The sequence below is a fragment of the Candidatus Caldatribacterium sp. SIUC1 genome, from assembly GCF_051549785.1.
Classification (GTDB): Bacteria; Atribacterota; Atribacteria; order Atribacterales; family Caldatribacteriaceae; genus Caldatribacterium.
Map to the genome: position 1 here is coordinate 1819185 of NZ_CP189974.1, position 17575 is coordinate 1836759.

The window sequence follows — 17575 nt, forward strand, 5'->3', positions numbered from 1 at the left end:
TCACGTTCGGAGGGTGACCACTGTGACCCCGAGTCCTCCCTCCTCAGGCCGACCGGGACGAAACTCCTGAACATAGGGGTGGCTCCGCAGGAACTCATGCGTGACCCGACGGAGTTTCCCCTCACCCTTGCCGTGAATGACGTACACAGTGGTGAAACCAGCAAGGATTGCCCTGTCAAGGTACCGCTCAAGGACGGCAAGGGCCTCTTCTGCCTTGAGAGCCCTGATGGTGACTTCATTGGTTATCCGTTCCCGAAGGGCGAAGGTGGTGATGGGAGTCTGTGGAGGCTCCTGAGGAACCCCCTTCTTCTCCTCCTTCCTCAAACGCTCCGGCGCCACCCGGACTCTTCTCTCCCCCACGGCAACGAGAACCTCGCCCTTCTTTGTATCAACCTCAAGAACAACTCCCCGACCCAGAGGGTCAACGAACACCTGGTCCCCTGCCTGAAACTCCTGGGGTTCTTCCCGTTCCTCTTTGAGACCTTCAAGCCACTGGCGTTCCTCTCGGAGGATTTCCCTGAGTTCCCCGTATTTCTCTTCGTCAAGCTCTCTTGATCTCCGCAACTCCCCCACAAGACGCGCAATTTCCTTTTCCCTCTCCCGCAGACGGGCTTCCCACTCCTCCCTGAGCGTCCTCGTCAGGCGTCGACGCTCCTCTTCAAGAGCCTTCCTGAGCACCTGCACCTCTTCCTCACGTTTCTCAAGCTCGGCAAGCCTCTCGCGGAGTTCGCCGAGTTTCTTCCGCATCTCTTCCCGCTCCCGGGAAAGGGAGAGCAAGAGCTCGTTGAAGGCAACTTCTTCCCTCCGGAGTACCTGGCGTGCCCCCTGGATAACCTCCTGAGGAAGACCAACCCGCTCCGCAATCGTGATGCCGTAGCTTCCCTCAACGCTCCCCACCACAAGGCAATACGTGGGCTGCAGAGTATCAGGATCAAAGGCAAGGGAGGCGGGGAGCACACCTTCTCCCCGAAGGGCATACTCCCGAAGAGCCGGAAGATGGGTGGTGGCAATGCACGTTGTGCCCCTCTTTTTCAGGTACTCAAGAAGGGCAATGCCAAGCGCCGCACCCTCGTGGGGGTCTGTGCCCGCTCCAAGCTCATCGATGAGAAAAAGGCTCCGGGGTCCGGCCTTTTGCAACGCAGCCCTTAAAAGCACCATCCGGGATGTGAAGGTGCTCAGGCTGCTTTCCAGGTCCTGATGGTCTCCAATATCCACGAAGAGATAGTCATAGAGGGGGATGGAGGAACCTCGCGCGAGGGGGACCGGAATTCCGGAGAAGGTGAGCGTCACAAGAAGCGCAAGCGCCTTCACAAGAACGGTCTTTCCCCCACCATTGGGCCCGCTGACAACCACGATGCTGCGGTCCCCAGAAACTTCAAGGTCGAAGGGAACCGCCCGTTCAAAAAGCAGAGGGTGTCGCCCTTCACGAATGCGCAGCGTCTCTCCTCCAACCTCGGGAATTTCCCCCTTCCATCGCTCCCCAAGCTTCACCTTAGCCCGAAGGAGATCGAGCTCCACAAGGCCTTCGAAGGTTTCCCGAAGGGCAGAAAACAGCGGTCGAAGCTTCTCAGTGAAGGCGAAAAGGATGCGGGAGACTTCTTCTTCCTCAAGGGTCTCCAGAACCTCGAGCTCATTAGCGAGCTCCGCCACAGCCCACGGTTCAATGAAAAGCGTGGAGCCACTTGAGGAACAATCCACCACAAATCCCCTCAGCATATTCCGAAACTGAGCCTTCACGGGAAGAACATATCGGCCCTTTCGCAGAGTGTACAGTGGTTCCTGGAGGTATCTGGTGATTCTGCTATCCTGGAGGATGCGATGGAGAACTTCCACAATCCGGCTCTGGACCTCTTCCTTCCGCCTCCGGATGTTCCAGAGTTTCTCGCTCGCCGTATCGAGCACCTGCCCATCCTGGGAGAGAATCCTCTCTGCATACCGCAGAAACCCCGAGAAATCCTGAATGTTCCGGAAGTACAGGGAAGAAATTCGGGGGTACTTCTTCTCCACCCCCCGTTCTTTCAGGAAATGGCGGATACCCTGGCTCATGAGAAGGAAACGGTATACCTTCTGCGCTTCCTCAAGGGAGAGACGAACGCTGGGAAGACGCAGGACCTCAAGAACCGGACGGAGATCGGGAAATTCTCCAAAGGGGATGTCACCGTCAAAACGGATGAGGTCCCTGAGCTCCCGCATCACTTCAAGGTGCAAAGGAAGCGTTCCTGGCGCCAGAGGAAGGAGTGCTCTGGCTCTCTCCTGCGTTGCGGGGCAAAAACAGAGGGGAACCAGGAGTTCGAGGATTCTATCGTACTCAAAGCTCGCCAGGGCGCTCTTCGAAACTTCCACTGCCTATGGACGCTCCTTTCTCAAGCCATGGTCGTAAAAAGGCAATCTGGGGGAACTGGGAGGCAAAACGCTCTACATAGCGAATCGCGGGCAGCGTGCAATCCTGGTAAAACTGGGAGCGGGCAATGCCCTCCTTGAGGAAACCAAGGTATGCCACATTGGCTACAAACACCGTAATGACGAGAATCCAGAGCATGCCCTTCAAAAGCCCCACAAAAAACCCAAGGAGAGCATCAACCCAGAGGATATCGAGGTGCTCAAAGACCCGGCGCAGACGAAGGCCAAAGGAAGAAAACACCACCACCGTGGGAAGGAAAATGAGGAGGAATCCGATGATCCCAAGCCAGGGACTCTGCCACCCAAAACGGGTGTGGAAAAACCCGCCGATTGCAGGGAAATACCGGAGACCAAGGAGAAGACCAACCACGAGCCCGACGAACACCAGGAATTCCTTGCTGAACCCCCGGAGCGCACTGCGCACTGCGTTAAGGACGAGAATACCAAAACACAGCAGGGTGTACCAGTCACTCATGGGAGAGAATCATCTCTTCCCGTAACACCACCCTCCCCGTTTGCTTCAGACTCTCCTTGAGCTTCTGCACCCATCTCCCGACCTCCTCATCCTCAAGAGTCCGGTCCGGAGCTCGAAACACAAGACGAAAGGCAAACCCCTTCTTCCCGGGTGGGAGGGGGTCGCCGGAAAACACATCGAAGAGGACAAACTCCTCAAGAGCCATGCAGCTACGCTTTGCTTCTTCAGCAACGAGTGAGGCCACAAAAGCCCAGGGGGTGGATGCATCCACAACCACCGAAATGTCCCGGGAAACAGCAGGAAAAGCAGGCAGGGCAAAATCCCTTGCTGGGCGGTCCTGTCCCCAGGCGGCAAGACCCTCAAGGCGGATTTCGAGATAGTACACTTCTCCCTCAACATCGTGCCTGCGCAGGAAAGCAGGGAGAACCTTTCCACCCCACCCAAGGGGTTCTGCACCCTCCTCAGGAGAGGATACCACGAAAGCGCCGTCCTCCTCAAAAACTGGGAAAACCCTCCCATGGCAAACAGCACCGCACCCTGCACCCGCAAGCTCTTCGATCTCCTCAAGGAACCCCTTCAGGGTAAGGAGGTCCAAAGGATCCTCTTTCCACAGGGCAGGCTGAGGAACATTCCAAAGAATAATGCCCAGATGCTTTTCTTCCCGGAAATTCCCCTCCTTCCGGAAAAACACCTTGCCGACTTCGAAAAACCCTCTGCTCCTCCTGCCCCGCCGGGCATTGGTCCGCACAACCTCAAAGAGGCTCAAGAAAAGGGAAGGACGGAGGACAGCGTGCTCCTGGGAAAGGGGGTTCAGCACCGCGACACATTCCTCTCTTTTAGAGCCAAGCACGTTCACGCCTTCCCCCTCGACGAAAGAAAGCGTCACCACCTCGTAAAGACCGCGATGGACAAGATGCGCTCGAATCCGGTTTTCCAGGGATTCCTCCCGAGGAACATTCCCGGGATCGAAGGGAAAAGAGGGGAAAGAGGAACGAATCTTTCCGTACCCGTAAACCCTCCCTACCTCCTCAACAACATCGATGGGTTCCCGCACATCGGGACGCCAGCTCGGCACACGAACACGCAGGGTCGCCGTCTCCTGAGCGACCTGAAAACCAAGCCGCTCAAGGATACGGATGCCCTCTTTCTGAGGAACCTCGCAGGATAGTCTCTGCACAACAAGTTCCCAGGGTACCGAAATTTCCCACGCCGTGAAGGGTGGCTGGCCACTCACAAGCCATCCCGAAGCCACTTCTCCTCCCATCTCCTCCAAAAGCGCAAGTGCCCGGGACGCTGCCTGCATCACCCCCAGGGGGTCAACACCCCGCTCAAAGCGTGCCGATGCTTCCGTTCGCATCCCCAAAGCCCTGGCCGTTCTCCGAACGGCAACGCGGTCAAAGAAGGCCGCTTCAAGAAAAATCTCCCTCGTCTTCGGCCCCACCTCGGTATCCCGTCCTCCCATGACCCCGGCAAGGGCGATGGGGCGGTCCGCATCGGCAATGAGGAGCATGCCCTTCCTAAGTATCCTCTCTTCCCCATCGAGGGTAACGAGGCGCTCGCCTTCTTCTGCCTCACGAACACGGACGAGATTCCCCCGAATGCGGGCAGCGTCAAAGGCATGGAGTGGTTGCCCCATCTCAAGCATGACGAGATTCGTGATGTCCACAACATTATTGATGGGCCGCATACCCATGAGGATGAGTTCCTTGGCTATCCAGAACGGCGAGGGTTGCACAGTCATTGCAGTGACATACCTTCCAGTGTACAGCGGGCAAAGGTGAGGTGCCTCGTTTTCAAGGCGGAAACCATGGTGGATGGGTTTCTCAGCGCAGTGCATCCTGGGGAGCACCAGGGGGATATCGCAGTGGGCTGCGAGCTCCCGAGCCAATCCCAAAATCGAGAGGCAATCCCCACGGTTTGCGGTAACCTCCACCTCGAAAACCACGTCGTCACCAATGAGGGCCTCGTAAACGTCGTCACCCTCTTCGAGGAACGGGGGAAGAGGCAGGAGGAAATCGAAAACCTCCCTCGCTCTTTCCCCCCGCACGGGGAGAAAAAGCGGTATATGATCCTCAAACCCCACAAGGACCCTGCTCCCGGTCTCTGGAACACCAGAAGTGTGGACCAGAACCTGGAAGGTGTGTTCTCCGAGTTTCACCGTGCAGCGGGTCAGCAGACCCTCATGATGCGCCTCCACGAGGGTACCGGCAAGTAAAGGGTAGCAAAAGAGGTCTCGCGCCGAAAGCATCTCCTCTACCACAAACCCCTGGTTCAGGAAAACCTCGGCAACCTCTTCGGGACGAAGAGAGAGTTCAGGAAGGAACCGTTTGAGAATCCGATATGAGACGCGCATATGCTACCCCAGACCCTTGAAAGCACTCAAAAACGCGACGTCGTTCTCAAAGAACCACCGGATGTCAGGAATGCCGAATTTCAGCATGGCGATCCGCTCCACACCCATACCGAATGCGAACCCCTGAATCTTCTCCGGGTCATATCCCACGTTGCGGAACACCTGGGGATGCACAAGACCAGCTCCCATAATCTCAAGCCATCCCTGCCCTCCACAGGACCGGCATCCCGCTCCCTGACAGATGCCACAGGAAATGTCCACCTCTGCACTCGGCTCGGTGAAGGGGAAATAGCTGGGACGGAAACGGACTTTTCGCTTCTCACCAAAGAGGCGACGGGCAAAAACCTCAATGGTTCCCTTGAGGTCCCCCATGGAAATTCCTGGTGCCACCACGAGACCCTCAACCTGGTGGAACACAGGGCTGTGGGTCGCATCAAAGGCATCCCGACGGTAACACCGCCCGGGGACAATAACTCGAAAGGGAGGCGTAAGCTTCTTCATAACCCGTATTTGGACAGGGGAGGTGTGCGTCCGCAGGAGGAAACCGCCTCCAAGGTAGAAGGAATCCTGAGCATCCCGGGCAGGGTGATCGGCAGGGATGTTCAGGGCTTCGAAGTTGTAGAGCTCGGTCTCAATCTCTGGTCCCTCTTCCACGCGAAATCCCAGGGAACGGAAGATGGCGACAATCTCGTCCATGACCAGGCGCAGAGGATGGAAGGCCCCCAGAGGATGTCTTCGCCCTGGAAGACTGAGGTCGACAAATTCACGCTTGCGCTCCTTCCGGGATAGTTCCGCCTCCTTCTCCCTAAGGCGCTCTTCGATGAGCACCTTGACCTCGTTGAGTCTCCGTCCGACAACCCTCCGCTCTTCAAGAGGCAAGGTTTTCAATCGTTCCAGGAAAAGGGGGATTCGGCTTTTGCGCCCGGCGTATTTTCCCTTCACCCGGTTCAGGTCATCCCTCGTCAGGACCTGGGCCAGTTCTCCCTCAAAGTCACGAAGGTACTCCTCTATTTCCTCAATCATGATCTTCCACCCTCAGGGTTGCGAAGACTCGCCGAGGGTCACCGATGGGCCAGAGCAATCTGAACGAGCTCCCGGAAGGCTTCAGGATCCTCGATGGAGAGCTGCGCCAATCTCTTCCGATTAATGAGAACCCCGGCTTTCTTCAGAGCACCCATGAACTGGCTGTACGTCATGCCTTCGTTCCGCACTGCCGCATTGATACGGAGAATCCACAGTCGACGGAAATCCCGCTTGCGGTTTCGCCGGTCACGATACGCGTACGCCAGAGAGCGGATGACCTGTTCCTTTGCTCTCCGGTAAGCCCGGGAACGGGCACCCCGGTACCCCTTGGCCATCTTCATGATTTTCTTTTTTCTCTTGCGCGAGGCAACATTGGTCTTTACCCGCGACATGTACGCCACCTCTCATGCATAGGGGAGTAAACTCTTGATTCGTTTCGCCTCCACAGGAGTCAGAACGATGGTCTTGCGGAGTCTCCGCTTTCGTTTCCGCTCCTTATGGGCAAGAAGATGCGATTTCCCTGCCTGGGACCTCTTGATTTTCCCGTGGGCAGTGATTTTGAAACGCTTTGCCGCCCCTCTGTGCGTCTTCATCTTCGGCATGGTTTCCCATCCTCCTCACTTCTTCGGTGCCAGAGTGACCGTAAGGCTCGATCCTTCGCTCTTTATATCCTGTTCCACCTTTCCCGCGTCTTTCAGGTCCTCGATGACTCTCCGGAGGAGCTCATGCCCCCGATCCTGAAACGCCGCTTCTCTTCCTCGAAACCGGATGATGACCTTCACCCTGTTGCCTTCCTGAAGGAATCGGAGAGCGTTCCGGAGCTTGACCTGATAGTCATGCTCGTCAATTTTGGGGCGCATGGTGAGCTCCTTGAGCTCTGAAGCCTTTTGCTTCTTGCGGGAGAGTTTGGCCTTCTTCTCCCGCTCATACCTGAACTTCCCCCAGTCCATAATCTTGCACACCGGGGGGTTGGCATTGGGGCCAACTTCAACGAGGTCAAGCCCTGCTTCTTCTGCCATCTGCAACGCTTTTTTCAGAGGAACAATGCCAATCTGATGCCCCTCGGGAGAAATCAACCGCACTTCCCGCGCCCCAATCTGGTGGTTCACTCGATACCGTAACTCGATACGAATCGCCTCCTCGTCAGTCTTCGTAGACGGTAGAAAAAAATACCATATTCTCCAGACTCCGTCAACTCATCCCTCGAGCGCAAGACATCCTGGGAAGTGGCAGGCCACAAAATGGCCTGGCTCCACCTCAAGGAGAGATGGTTCGGTCATCGCACAAATCTCTTGGGCTCTGGGACAGCGAGTGTGGAAGCGACACCCCGGGGGAGGCTGCAGGGGGCTCGGTACGTCACCACTCAGGATGATGCGGACCTTTCGGACATCCGGGTCAGGTATGGGAACGGCAGAGATCAGCGCCACGGAATAGGGATGGAGAGGACGGGCAAAAAAGGCCTCTTTTGGAGCAAGTTCCACCACCTTCCCCAGGTACATGACGAGAATCCGGTGAGAAATTTGCCGAACGACGGCAAGGTCGTGAGAGATGAAAAGGTACGTGAGGGAGTATTCCCTTTTGAGCTCCTGAAGGAGCTCGAGGACCTGAGACCGTACGGATACATCGAGAGAAGAAAGAGCCTCATCGGCGATCACCAGACGAGGACGAAGGGCAATGGCCCGAGCGATGCTGATGCGCTGCCTTTGCCCCCCAGAAAATTCATGAGGAAAGCGACGAACATAGTCCCGGGAAAGGCCCACCCGTTCAAGGAGCATTTCCACCTCTTTCCGCATGGTATCCCGGGGAACAACACGGTGCACCCTGAGCCCCTCTTCGAGGATGGCCTGGACGGTCATACGGGGGTTAAGAGAACTAAAAGGGTCCTGAAAAATCATCTGCATATCCTTGCGAATTGGCCGCAGCTTTGCAGGAGGAAGCCTGGTAATATCCTGTCCGGCAAAAAAGATTCGCCCTTCCGTCGGCTCAAGGAGCCTGAGGATGGTCATCCCGAGGGTGCTCTTCCCACACCCTGATTCCCCCACAATTCCCAGGGTCTCCCCCGAAAAGACCTCAAAGCTCACCCCATCCACCGCTCTAATCCATCCCACAACTTTTTTGAAAACCCCTGCCCGGAGAGGGAAGTACTTCTTGAGGTTCTCAACGCGGAGCAAGACCTCACCGTTCCCCATGGCACACCTCGGAGAGCGCAGCATGATGGCAGTACACCACGTGCCCGTTGCCGAGAGCAATTTCCGGGGGCTCTGTGGCACAGGTCTCATCTTCCAGGAAACAGCGACCCCGAAACCGACACCCTTCGGGAAAATGGAGGGGATCCGGCACGAACCCTGGAATGCTCGCAAGGGCCTTTTCGTCCACGTCGAGACGGGGCACAGAGCGCAAAAGCCCAAGCGTGTACGGGTGGCGGCAACGCTTGAAAATGTCGTACTTCGTTCCCCGTTCCACCACCTTTCCAGCGTACATGACCACAACCTCATCCGCCATATCGGCAACAATGCCAAGGTCATGGGTGATGAGGAGTATCGCCATGCCAATTTGCCTCTGGAGCTCCCGGAGGAGCTCGAGAATCTGCGCCTGTATTGTGACGTCAAGGGACGTCGTCGGTTCATCGGCGATGAGGAGCTTCGGACGGCACGAGAGCGCCATAGCAATCATGGCCCGCTGTTTCATGCCCCCTGAGAGCTCGTGAGGATACTCATTCAGGCGCTTCCTGGGCTCGGGAATGCCCACAAGGTGGAGCATCTCCTCCGCCAGAGCACGGGCCTTCTCCCGGGACACGGACTGGTGGAGAAGGATGGCCTCTATGATCTGGTCCCCTATGGTGTACACAGGGTTCAAAGCTGCAGAGGGTTCCTGGAAAATGATGGCAATGTCTTTCCCCCGCACTTTCTGCATTTCCTTCTCCGGGAGATCAAGGAGGTTCTTTCCCTCAAAAAGCACCTCACCCCCTGCAATCCGGCCGTTCACCTCAACAAGGCGGAGGACAGCCAGAGCCGTCACGCTCTTGCCACATCCGGACTCCCCAACCAGCGCCACAGTCTTCCCGTGGGGCACGGTGAAACTCACCCCATCAACGGCCCGGAGTTCCTGGCCTACATCGTTTTTGAAGTATACGCGGAGATTGCGAACCTCAAGGAGCACGAGAACATCACCACCGGAGGCGAGGATCAAAGGCATCACGCAAAGCGTCGCCCAGGAGATTCCACGCAAGGACGAAGAGTACCATAGCCCCTCCAGGGAAGACGATCATATACCAGTACTTGAACGTGGCCCCGTACCCCCCAAGCATCCAGTTCCGGGCGTAATTGAGGAGTGCTCCCCAGTCAGCATACCCCTGAGGCGCCCCAAGGCCGAGGAAACTCAGGGCCGCAGCGGTGATCACCAGGGACCCCATGCGCATGGACGCCTGAATGAGCACAGGAAAAATGGCGTTGGGGAGAACGTGACGGAGGATAATGACCGTATCGCTCACTCCCAGGGACTTTGCGGCCAGGATAAATTGCTCCTCCCTGACCTGGAGGATATTCCCCCGGATGAGACGGGCGGGATACATCCAGCTGAAGACGATGAGGGCAATCATCACCTTATCAAGTCCCGTACCGAGGATCGTGGTGAGCACCATGGCAGCCACAAGGAAAGGAATGGCCATAAAAATATCCGTCACTCGCATGAGGATCTCGTCGAGAATCCTTCCAAAGTATCCGGCAAGAGACCCCACAAAAAGCCCGATGGCCGTTGAAGCAAGGGTTACGAGGATGCCAATACGAAAGGCCGTACGCGTCCCCCACACGACACCGTAGAAAATGTCCCGCTTCCCGGCAACGCCAAAAGGGTGCTCCCGTGAGGGGGGAAGAGGATCAGCACTCCAGGTCACCACAGGCATGAAGTATGGATCCCGCCCGGGCTTCGGAGGAGCAAGAAGGGGAGCAAAGAGCGCCACGATGACAAAAAGCCCGAGAAGGACAACACCCAGAACTCCAGAAGCACTGGAAAAGAGTCGCCGAAGCGCTTTTCTCGTCTCTTCCCGCATCACTCAAGCCTCACTCTGGGATCAATCAGAGCGTAGGAGAGATCCACACAGAGATTCCCAATGACCAAGATGAGACCAAAAAAGAGGGTTCCACCCATGATGGAAGCGTAATCGAGCTGTTGCGATGCAAGAGCGATGAAGCTTCCAAGGCCGGTCCGGTTGAAAATCGTCTCCACAATGACTGTTCCGGCAAGGAGCCCGATCACCGTCTGACCAGACACCGTGGCCACCGGAATAAGGGCGTTTCTCTTCGCATGCTTGTGAATGACCACACGCTCATCAAGGCCTTTCGCCCGGGCTGTGCGAACGTACTCTTTACGGAGCACCTCGAGCATGGAGGAGCGGGTAATCCGGAGGAGAAAGGCAAACTCCACATACGTGAGCGTCAACACTGGACCAGCAAGGTGCCGCAGTGCATCGAGGAACACGTCAAATCGCCCGTTGAGCAGGGCGTCAAGGGTGAGCATTCCGGTGAAATTCCGGAAGTACGGAGATTTGACGATTTCTTCAGCCCAGACGCTCAGGTTCCCCGGTGGGAACCACCCCAATGTTCCGTAGAACACCATAAGGACAAAAAGCCCAAAGACAAAATCGGGGAAGGACCATCCAATAACGGCAAAAATGCGCAATCCGTGGTCCAGGGGCTTGTTATGGTTGAGTGCTGCGAGAACCCCAAGGGACGTCCCGAGGAAAATGATGGGGATGGCGGCAAAAAGAGTGAGCTCCAGGGTGTACGGAAAACGCTTGAGAATTGCCGAAAGCACCGGTTCCTTCCCCACGTAGGACCACCCGAGGTTTCCCCGAAGGACGTTCTTCAGCCATCGACCGTACTGGAGAATCAGCGGGTCGTTGAGCCCGTAGAGTTCAACGAGCTTGTCCACATCGGCTCCCTTCAGACGTTCGGGACTGTTAATGAACGTAGCCAGGCGCTGGTATGGACTAAGAAGGCCAATCATGAGGAAAAGGAGAAGAGAAATCCCAAAAAGCGTCAAAGGGAGAAAAAGGAGACGTCGAAGGACATAGAAAATCATAGGCGTGAGTGAGACCCCATGGGGACCACAGTCCCCATGGGGTTCCAGCACAGTGTCACCTCACTCTTCCTTCCAGATACCATCGTAATTTGCCTCTCCAGGACGCATGGGGTTGAACATCCAGCCCTTCACCCAGCTCCGCATAGCGTACACTTCCTCCGGCTGGTAGAGGGGCATACCCAGAGCATTGTCGTAGGCGATTTTCTGGATTTCCTCGTACATGGCCTGCCGCCTGGTGGGGTCCGTTTCCTCAATGGCCCTCTCAATCAGGGCGTTGAGGTTTTCTTCAGCGAATTTCCGGAATGCTTCTCCCTGAGTCGTTCCGTACACGCCACTGCTGTGGTAATAGGTGAAGATGAAGTTGTGCGGGTCCGGGTAATCGGCAAGCCACCCAATGATGAACGCCGGGAGCTGCCCCTGCCTATAGGCATCAAGGTAGGTTGGCCACTGGACCCCCTGAACCTCGATGCGGAACTTCGGGTTTAGGGACTCGATGTTCTCCTTGAGCATCTCGCAGGCCGTCTGGCGGGCTTCGTTCCCAGTGTTGTAGAGAAGCGTCAGCTTAAAGCCCTTCTCCCAGAGCTCGCCGTTCCAGGCTTTCTGGAATTCTTCCTTCGCCTTCTCAAGGTCAAAAGGATACATAGGGAGATTCTCGTTGAAACCGATGAGTCCCCGTGGAATGACCGAGGGAACGCGGTGTCCATATCCTTTAAGGACTTGCGCAATGAAGGTGTCGTAGTCAAAGGCGTACGAAAAAGCCTTCCGCACGTGGACGTCGCTGAAGAAATCTGGAGGAATGCCTTCGCCATCGAGCTTCCCGCTCCCGAGGTATTTGCTGTCTTTGGCTACCGTCCAGTTGAAGTGGAGCGCCGTGATGGTGAGGCGGGAACCTTCCTTGATGACGACTCCTGGCAATCCTTTCACTTGGTCCAGGTACTGGAGTGGCGTGTAAATCTGGTCCACATCCCCTGCTTCAAGCATGGAACGCCTCGTGCTCCATTCATCAACTCCCCAGATGATGACCTTGGCGAGTTTCGGCCGCTCTCCCCAGTACTCGTCGTTCCTGACCAGGATGACTTTCTGCTGGGTTCTGTCCCACTCAAGGAGTTTGAACGGGCCGGTTCCAATGGCCTTTTCGTAGAGAGGACTCTTCTCCTTCTTCCAGTTGTGATACCTCCACCACCCATCGGCCTGACCGTCCCAGAGACCCAGAGAAATGCAGGTCTCCTTATCGAGGATGGCACTCCAGCTTGAGTTCTGGGCAAGGATACTCAGGAAAGGCGCAAAAGGCCTTGAAAGGTGGAAGACCACATTGTCTCCCTCGACTTCAACAGCCGGGTCAATGTACGTGGTGTAGAAATCGATGAGCTTCTGGCGGTACTCTTCGTTCTTGAGATTTCCCTCTTCATCAACCATTTCGTTCCAGGGAACACCAACTTTGTCTGCAACGAAATCCTCGAGAGTCTCGTAGCCAAAAAGGGCCTCAATGAGCATCCACATGGGCCCTGCATAGGGGTCAAAGAGGATACCCCGCTCGAAACTGTACTCCACATCTTCAGGGGTGAGCTCGTTCCCGTTGTGGAACTTCACACCCTTACGGATGGGGAAAACGTAGGTCTTCCCCTCATCCCGAATGAGCCCGTTTTCGACAGTGGGAACCTCAGTCGCCAGGCGGGGAACAAACTCAGTGACGCTTTCGCCTTTATAAGCGATGAGGTTTTCATACACGAAGTTGATCACTTCGCCGCTTGCCGTATCGTACGCATAGTGCGGGTCAAGAGTATCTGGCTCTCCGATGCTGAGGTAAATGTACGTGTCGGGATTCTTCACCTCTGCGAAGGCAGGTGGCACACCCAAAAGGGCAAAAAACACACAACCAAGGATGACCAGAAACCTTTTCACTCCTCGCACCTCCTCACTTCAGTCGCTTCAAGCGGGGATTGGGGATAATCCCCGGAATTCTCCCGCGCTTGGCTACATTCTGCCCTGCAACCTCCTTGATGTCCATGGTCATGTCGATGGGCGGAGCACTGCTGATGTAGCTCCCCACCCCAAAAACGTCCGCTTTGTCCCGCAAAAGGGCAATTCTCTCCGGATTGAGCCCTCCCGAGACCACAATCTTGACGTGAGGGAAACCTGCCTGTCGCAACCGCTCCCGGACCTCTTCCACCAGAGCCGGGGTAACCCCTCCCCGCTCATCAGGGGTGTCCAGACGAACCCCGGAAAGCCTCTCCCCCAGGACTCTGGCCACCCGGAGAGACTCCTCGGCTTCGTCCTTGAAGGTATCCACAAGGATGATACGGGGGAAGCGCTCCGGAATAGCCTCCTCAAAGGCCTTGGCCGTAATGACCGTGTCCCCCACGATGAGGATGACCGCATGAGGGATCGTTCCTCCCGGCTCTTTACCGAAGAGCTTGGCCCCCAGGATGCATGCCGCTCCGTCCACTCCCCCTACCAGAGCTGCCCGTTCAAGCACCGGAGCCACCGCGGGATGCACGTGACGGGCACCAAAAGAAAGCACAAGCTTCTCCCCGGCAGCCCTCTTGCACTCTCTGGCCGCTGTTGCCCACCCGGAACTGTGGGCAAGGATGCCAAGAAGAGGTGTTTCGAAAATCCCGAACTCCGAATACGGTCCTCGAATGCGCATGATCACCTCCCTGGCGGCAAACTCTTCCCCTTCCTCAAGCCCCCAGATTTCGACATTGCTCTCCGAAAGCAGATTCAGCACCTCTGAAACCCCGCAGAGGACACCGGGACGGCGGGGAAAAACCTCGGCAGTCACCACGGTATCGGCAAGCTTCAAGTGGCGGAGAATCTCCTGAGCCGTCACAAAGTAGACGTCTGTGGTGTACCCCTTCTGGATTTCCTCGTGAGTTGCAGAATAGAACAGCCTCTCCTTCCCCACCTGAAAGGCCTCGACCTCTTCAAGCGACGAAAGCCACGGCCGCCTGGACATTCCCTCTCCCTCACCGGACAAGGAGCAATGAGAACACCAGCGAAAGCACCATCAGGGCAACGCCAAAGACAACGGTGAGTTTACTCAGAATCGGGAGAGCCCGGAACTTTGCACTCCGGTCTGCCCGGGTCATGCCCCCAAATATTCCTCCACCAACGCCAGATTTCCGGGGCTGGAGGATAACAACGAGAATGAGCGCCACAGATATCACAATCTGGACAATCATCCACCCTTCCATGCCTCAAGCTCCTCCACTCTTTCTCAGAAACGCCCGTTCCGTCTCTTCTACGATTTTCAGAAACTTTCCCGGGTCGAGGCTGGCACCCCCAACGAGTGTCCCGTCGATGTTCTCCTGAACCACAAAGTCAAAGACATTCTCCGGTGCGACGCTTCCCCCATAAAGTATACGGATGCCCGATGCCACCTCCTGACCGAATCGACTGGCAAGTTCCTCACGGATGAACCGGATAACTTCTTCAGCATCCTGGGGCGTTGAGGCCCTGCCGGTGCCAATGGCCCATACCGGCTCATAGGCAATCACCAGGGATTGTGCCTCCTCAGGAGTGAGATGGGCAACCCCCTGAAGGAGCTGCTCCTGCACAACCTCCCGGGTTTTTCCTGCCTCCCGTTCGCTCAGGGTCTCACCCACGCAGAGAATGGGGGAAAGGTGAAAGCTGCAAAGCGTCTTCACCTTCCAACCCACCTCTTCGGAGGTCTCGCGGAAGATATGCCGCCGTTCCGAATGCCCCACAATCACATACCGGCACCCGAGTTCCTGCAACATGGGGGCGGAAATCTCCCCGGTGAAGGCTCCCTGGATTTCCCAGTGGACATTCTGTGCCCCAAGCCGCACCGGAGTTTGATAAAACTGGTCCCGCAGTACCGGTAAAGCCGTGAAAGGCGGGCAGATAACGACCTCAAGACCCTGAAATTCCCGCATTCTGGCGAGGAAAGCCTCGGCGTACGCCGAGGCTTCCCCGATGGTCTTGTGCATCTTCCAGTTTCCGGCAGCAATCAGCGTGCGATTCATGAAGCTTCCCTCTCACCGCATCATGTACTGGGCGAGGTCCACCACCCGGCAGGAGTACCCCCATTCGTTGTCATACCAGGCGAGCACCTTCACCATGTTGCCGATGACTTTGGTGGAAAGGGCGTCAACGATGGAGGACTCAGTGGTGTGGAGGAAGTCTGCCGACACCAGAGGCTCCTCGCAGTACGCCAGAATACCCTTGAGTTCACCCTCTGCTGCTTTTTTAAGTGCTTCGTTCACCTCGTCCTTCGTGGGTTCCTTCTCCACCACCGCCACGAAGTCTACGATGGAGACATCGGGTACCGGAACACGAATGGCCATACCATCGAGTTTTCCTTTGAGGTCAGGAATGACCTCTCCCATGGCCACCGCTGCACCGGTTGTGGTGGGAATCATGGACATGGCCGCAGCCCGGGCTCTCCGGAGGTCCTTGTGGGGGAAATCAAGGATAACCTGGTCGTTGGTGTACGCGTGGACAGTGGTCATGAACCCTCGCTGGATTGTGAAGTTCTCGTGCAACACCTTCACCACCGGAGCGAGACAGTTCGTGGTGCACGAGGCGTTGGAGACAATGTGGTGATTCGCCTTGTCGTACATCGCGTGGTTCACGCCCATCACAATAGTCACATCGGGATTCTTGGCCGGTGCGGTGATGAGCACCTTCTTTGCCCCCGCCTGCAGGTGCAGCGAAGCGCCCTGACGGTCAGTGAACTTCCCCGTGGACTCAATCACGAGCTCCACACCGAGATCCTTCCAGGGCAGCTGAGCGGGGTCTTTCTGGGCAAAGACCCTGATGGTCTTCCCATCAACAATCAGCGCATCGTCAGTAGCCTCGATTTTGTTGGGAAGGGTTCCATGGACGGAGTCGTACTTCAAAAGGTGCGCGAGGACTTTGGCGCTCGTCAGGTCGTTGACGGCTAAAACGTCTATATCGCCGCCGACCTCAAGAATTCTGCGGAACACCAGTCGCCCGATCCTTCCGAATCCGTTGATCGCAACTTTCATCGCTCCTACCCCCTTTGTTCCCGGAATAAACTAAAGCACTTTATCATACCCGAATTCCTGAAATAAGGCAAGAAAAAAGGGCACCGTACGGTGCCCTTTTTTCTTGCCTTGCACCTCATATGATGGCCCGTTCGGTGTTGACGTCGAAAACGTGCATCTTGCTCGTATCCACCACAATCTTCATGCTAGCCCCAACTTCCGTATGGGTCTGCATGTCAAGAACGGCAACAATGGTGTGCGGACCAGAGGTGAGATAGATGATTTGCTCGGAACCCAGAGGCTCGATAACGTCCACTATAGCATCAATGACATTGCCATCGTCCCGCAGCATTTCCTTCGAGACTGCAAGGTCGTACACATCCTGGGGACGGATACCGAAGGTGACTTCCTTGTTCACGTAGGGTTCAAGAGGCGCTCTGTACTCTGCCGGTACTTTGATCTTGAAGGATCCTCCGTCAAGGATAAGGGTATCGTTCTCCTTTTTAAGCACTACGTCGAGGAAGTTCATGGAGGGAGTGCCGATGAAACCGGCGACGAACTTGTTGATGGGTTTGTTGTAGAGCTCAAGAGGAGTTCCTACCTGTTGGACCACTCCGTCCCGCATGACCACAATCCGGTCCCCCAGGGTCATGGCCTCCACCTGGTCGTGGGTGACGTAGATCATCGTGGTTTTGAGACGGTCGTGGAGCTTGGCGAGTTCTGCTCTCATCTGCACCCGGAGCTTAGCGTCGAGGTTGGAGAGGGGCTCATCGAAGAGGAAAACCTTGGGGTGACGGACAATGGCTCGACCAACGGCCACACGCTGCCTCTGACCTCCGGAGAGCTGCTTTGGCTTCCGGTAGAGGAGCTCCTGAATCCCCAGAATCTCCGCGGCTTCTTTCACCCGGCGATCGATCTCATCCTTGGGGAACTTGCGAAGCCGAAGACCAAAAGCCATGTTGTCGTAGACGTTCATGTGGGGGTAGAGCGCGTAGTTCTGGAAGACCATGGCGATGTCCCGGTCTTTGGGGGGGACATCGTTCACCAGAACGTCGTCGATGTAGATCTCGCCCTCATCCACTTCCTCTAATCCCGCAATCATCCGAAGCGTTGTGGTTTTCCCACACCCTGAAGGACCAACGAGAACGACAAACTCCTGGTCTTTGATGTCAAGGCTCACGTTGTTCACCGCGATGACGTCTCCAAACCGCTTCACCACGTTCTTCAGAGTCACACTCGCCATTTATGTTCCCCCTTCTTCACCAGAATGAAACT

The 17575-nt window shown here is 56.3% G+C and carries 17 protein-coding genes; all 17 read right to left on the reverse strand.

Annotated features, from left to right (window positions below):
* Positions 1-2343, reverse strand: coding sequence for an endonuclease MutS2 (locus ACP6EK_RS09545; RefSeq protein ID WP_438315810.1), 2343 nt, complete (start codon positions 2341-2343; stop codon positions 1-3).
* Entirely contained in the window at positions 2309-2875 is a 567-nt protein-coding gene (locus ACP6EK_RS09550; RefSeq protein WP_438315813.1) for a CvpA family protein, read from the reverse strand. Before ACP6EK_RS09550 ends, ACP6EK_RS09545 begins: the two co-directional genes overlap by 35 nt.
* Positions 2868-5228, reverse strand: coding sequence for a phenylalanine--tRNA ligase subunit beta (gene pheT / locus ACP6EK_RS09555; RefSeq protein ID WP_438315815.1), 2361 nt, complete (start codon positions 5226-5228; stop codon positions 2868-2870). The genes ACP6EK_RS09550 and pheT overlap by 8 nt, the downstream gene beginning before the upstream one ends.
* A gap of 3 nt (positions 5229-5231) precedes the next feature.
* Complete coding sequence (pheS, locus tag ACP6EK_RS09560; RefSeq protein WP_438315818.1) at positions 5232-6251, reverse strand: phenylalanine--tRNA ligase subunit alpha; 1020 nt, start codon at positions 6249-6251, stop codon at positions 5232-5234.
* 38 nt (positions 6252-6289) lie between these two features.
* Positions 6290-6643 (reverse strand): 50S ribosomal protein L20, encoded by a 354-nt coding sequence (rplT, locus tag ACP6EK_RS09565; RefSeq protein WP_438315821.1) that lies wholly within the window; start codon positions 6641-6643, stop codon positions 6290-6292.
* Positions 6644-6655: 12 nt separating this feature from the next.
* Positions 6656-6853 (reverse strand): 50S ribosomal protein L35, encoded by a 198-nt coding sequence (gene rpmI, locus ACP6EK_RS09570; RefSeq protein WP_017872221.1) that lies wholly within the window; start codon positions 6851-6853, stop codon positions 6656-6658.
* A 15-nt stretch (positions 6854-6868) separates the two neighbouring features.
* Positions 6869-7360 (reverse strand): translation initiation factor IF-3, encoded by a 492-nt coding sequence (gene infC / locus ACP6EK_RS09575; RefSeq protein WP_438315824.1) that lies wholly within the window; start codon positions 7358-7360, stop codon positions 6869-6871.
* Between the two features lie 87 nt (positions 7361-7447).
* Positions 7448-8440, reverse strand: a complete 993-nt coding sequence (locus tag ACP6EK_RS09580) for an ABC transporter ATP-binding protein (protein WP_438315827.1) — start codon at positions 8438-8440, stop codon at positions 7448-7450.
* On the reverse strand, positions 8427-9446 hold the full coding sequence (locus ACP6EK_RS09585; protein ID WP_438318996.1) for an ABC transporter ATP-binding protein: 1020 nt from the start codon (positions 9444-9446) through the stop codon (positions 8427-8429). The genes ACP6EK_RS09580 and ACP6EK_RS09585 overlap by 14 nt, the downstream gene beginning before the upstream one ends.
* Positions 9418-10299 (reverse strand): ABC transporter permease, encoded by an 882-nt coding sequence (locus tag ACP6EK_RS09590; protein WP_438315829.1) that lies wholly within the window; start codon positions 10297-10299, stop codon positions 9418-9420. The genes ACP6EK_RS09585 and ACP6EK_RS09590 overlap by 29 nt, the downstream gene beginning before the upstream one ends.
* Entirely contained in the window at positions 10299-11330 is a 1032-nt protein-coding gene (locus ACP6EK_RS09595; protein ID WP_438318998.1) for an ABC transporter permease, read from the reverse strand. The genes ACP6EK_RS09590 and ACP6EK_RS09595 overlap by 1 nt, the downstream gene beginning before the upstream one ends.
* Before the next feature lie 60 nt (positions 11331-11390).
* Positions 11391-13232 carry an ABC transporter substrate-binding protein gene (locus ACP6EK_RS09600; RefSeq protein ID WP_438315831.1) on the reverse strand — a complete coding sequence of 614 codons (1842 nt, stop codon included), beginning with the start codon at positions 13230-13232 and terminating at the stop codon, positions 11391-11393.
* A 13-nt stretch (positions 13233-13245) separates the two neighbouring features.
* Positions 13246-14286, reverse strand: a complete 1041-nt coding sequence (locus tag ACP6EK_RS09605) for a nicotinate phosphoribosyltransferase (RefSeq protein ID WP_438315833.1) — start codon at positions 14284-14286, stop codon at positions 13246-13248.
* A gap of 10 nt (positions 14287-14296) precedes the next feature.
* A complete protein-coding gene (secG, locus tag ACP6EK_RS09610; RefSeq protein ID WP_438315836.1) occupies positions 14297-14524 on the reverse strand; it encodes a preprotein translocase subunit SecG in 228 nt (75 codons plus the stop codon).
* 3 nt (positions 14525-14527) lie between these two features.
* A complete protein-coding gene (gene tpiA, locus ACP6EK_RS09615; RefSeq protein ID WP_438315839.1) occupies positions 14528-15316 on the reverse strand; it encodes a triose-phosphate isomerase in 789 nt (262 codons plus the stop codon).
* Between the two features lie 12 nt (positions 15317-15328).
* Complete coding sequence (gene gap, locus ACP6EK_RS09620; protein WP_438315842.1) at positions 15329-16321, reverse strand: type I glyceraldehyde-3-phosphate dehydrogenase; 993 nt, start codon at positions 16319-16321, stop codon at positions 15329-15331.
* Between the two features lie 115 nt (positions 16322-16436).
* Positions 16437-17543, reverse strand: coding sequence for an ABC transporter ATP-binding protein (locus ACP6EK_RS09625; protein WP_438315844.1), 1107 nt, complete (start codon positions 17541-17543; stop codon positions 16437-16439).
* Between the last annotated feature and the right edge of the window lie 32 nt (positions 17544-17575).

Excerpts from the sequence above, each read along its gene's own strand:
- ACP6EK_RS09550 (WP_438315813.1), bottom strand. The coding sequence starts at position 2,875 with ATGAGTGACTGGTACACCCTGCTGTGTTTTGGTATTCTCGTCCTTAAC.
- pheT (WP_438315815.1), bottom strand. The coding sequence starts at position 5,228 with ATGCGCGTCTCATATCGGATTCTCAAACGGTTCCTTCCTGAACTCTCT.
- pheS (WP_438315818.1), bottom strand. The coding sequence starts at position 6,251 with ATGATTGAGGAAATAGAGGAGTACCTTCGTGACTTTGAGGGAGAACTG.
- rplT (WP_438315821.1), bottom strand. The coding sequence starts at position 6,643 with ATGTCGCGGGTAAAGACCAATGTTGCCTCGCGCAAGAGAAAAAAGAAA.
- rpmI (WP_017872221.1), bottom strand. The coding sequence starts at position 6,853 with ATGCCGAAGATGAAGACGCACAGAGGGGCGGCAAAGCGTTTCAAAATC.
- ACP6EK_RS09580 (WP_438315827.1), bottom strand. The coding sequence starts at position 8,440 with ATGGGGAACGGTGAGGTCTTGCTCCGCGTTGAGAACCTCAAGAAGTAC.
- ACP6EK_RS09585 (WP_438318996.1), bottom strand. The coding sequence starts at position 9,446 with ATGCCTTTGATCCTCGCCTCCGGTGGTGATGTTCTCGTGCTCCTTGAG.
- ACP6EK_RS09590 (WP_438315829.1), bottom strand. The coding sequence starts at position 10,299 with ATGCGGGAAGAGACGAGAAAAGCGCTTCGGCGACTCTTTTCCAGTGCT.
- ACP6EK_RS09595 (WP_438318998.1), bottom strand. The coding sequence starts at position 11,330 with ATGATTTTCTATGTCCTTCGACGTCTCCTTTTTCTCCCTTTGACGCTT.
- ACP6EK_RS09605 (WP_438315833.1), bottom strand. The coding sequence starts at position 14,286 with ATGTCCAGGCGGCCGTGGCTTTCGTCGCTTGAAGAGGTCGAGGCCTTT.
- secG (WP_438315836.1), bottom strand. The coding sequence starts at position 14,524 with ATGGAAGGGTGGATGATTGTCCAGATTGTGATATCTGTGGCGCTCATT.
- tpiA (WP_438315839.1), bottom strand. The coding sequence starts at position 15,316 with ATGAATCGCACGCTGATTGCTGCCGGAAACTGGAAGATGCACAAGACC.
- gap (WP_438315842.1), bottom strand. The coding sequence starts at position 16,321 with ATGAAAGTTGCGATCAACGGATTCGGAAGGATCGGGCGACTGGTGTTC.
- ACP6EK_RS09625 (WP_438315844.1), bottom strand. The coding sequence starts at position 17,543 with ATGGCGAGTGTGACTCTGAAGAACGTGGTGAAGCGGTTTGGAGACGTC.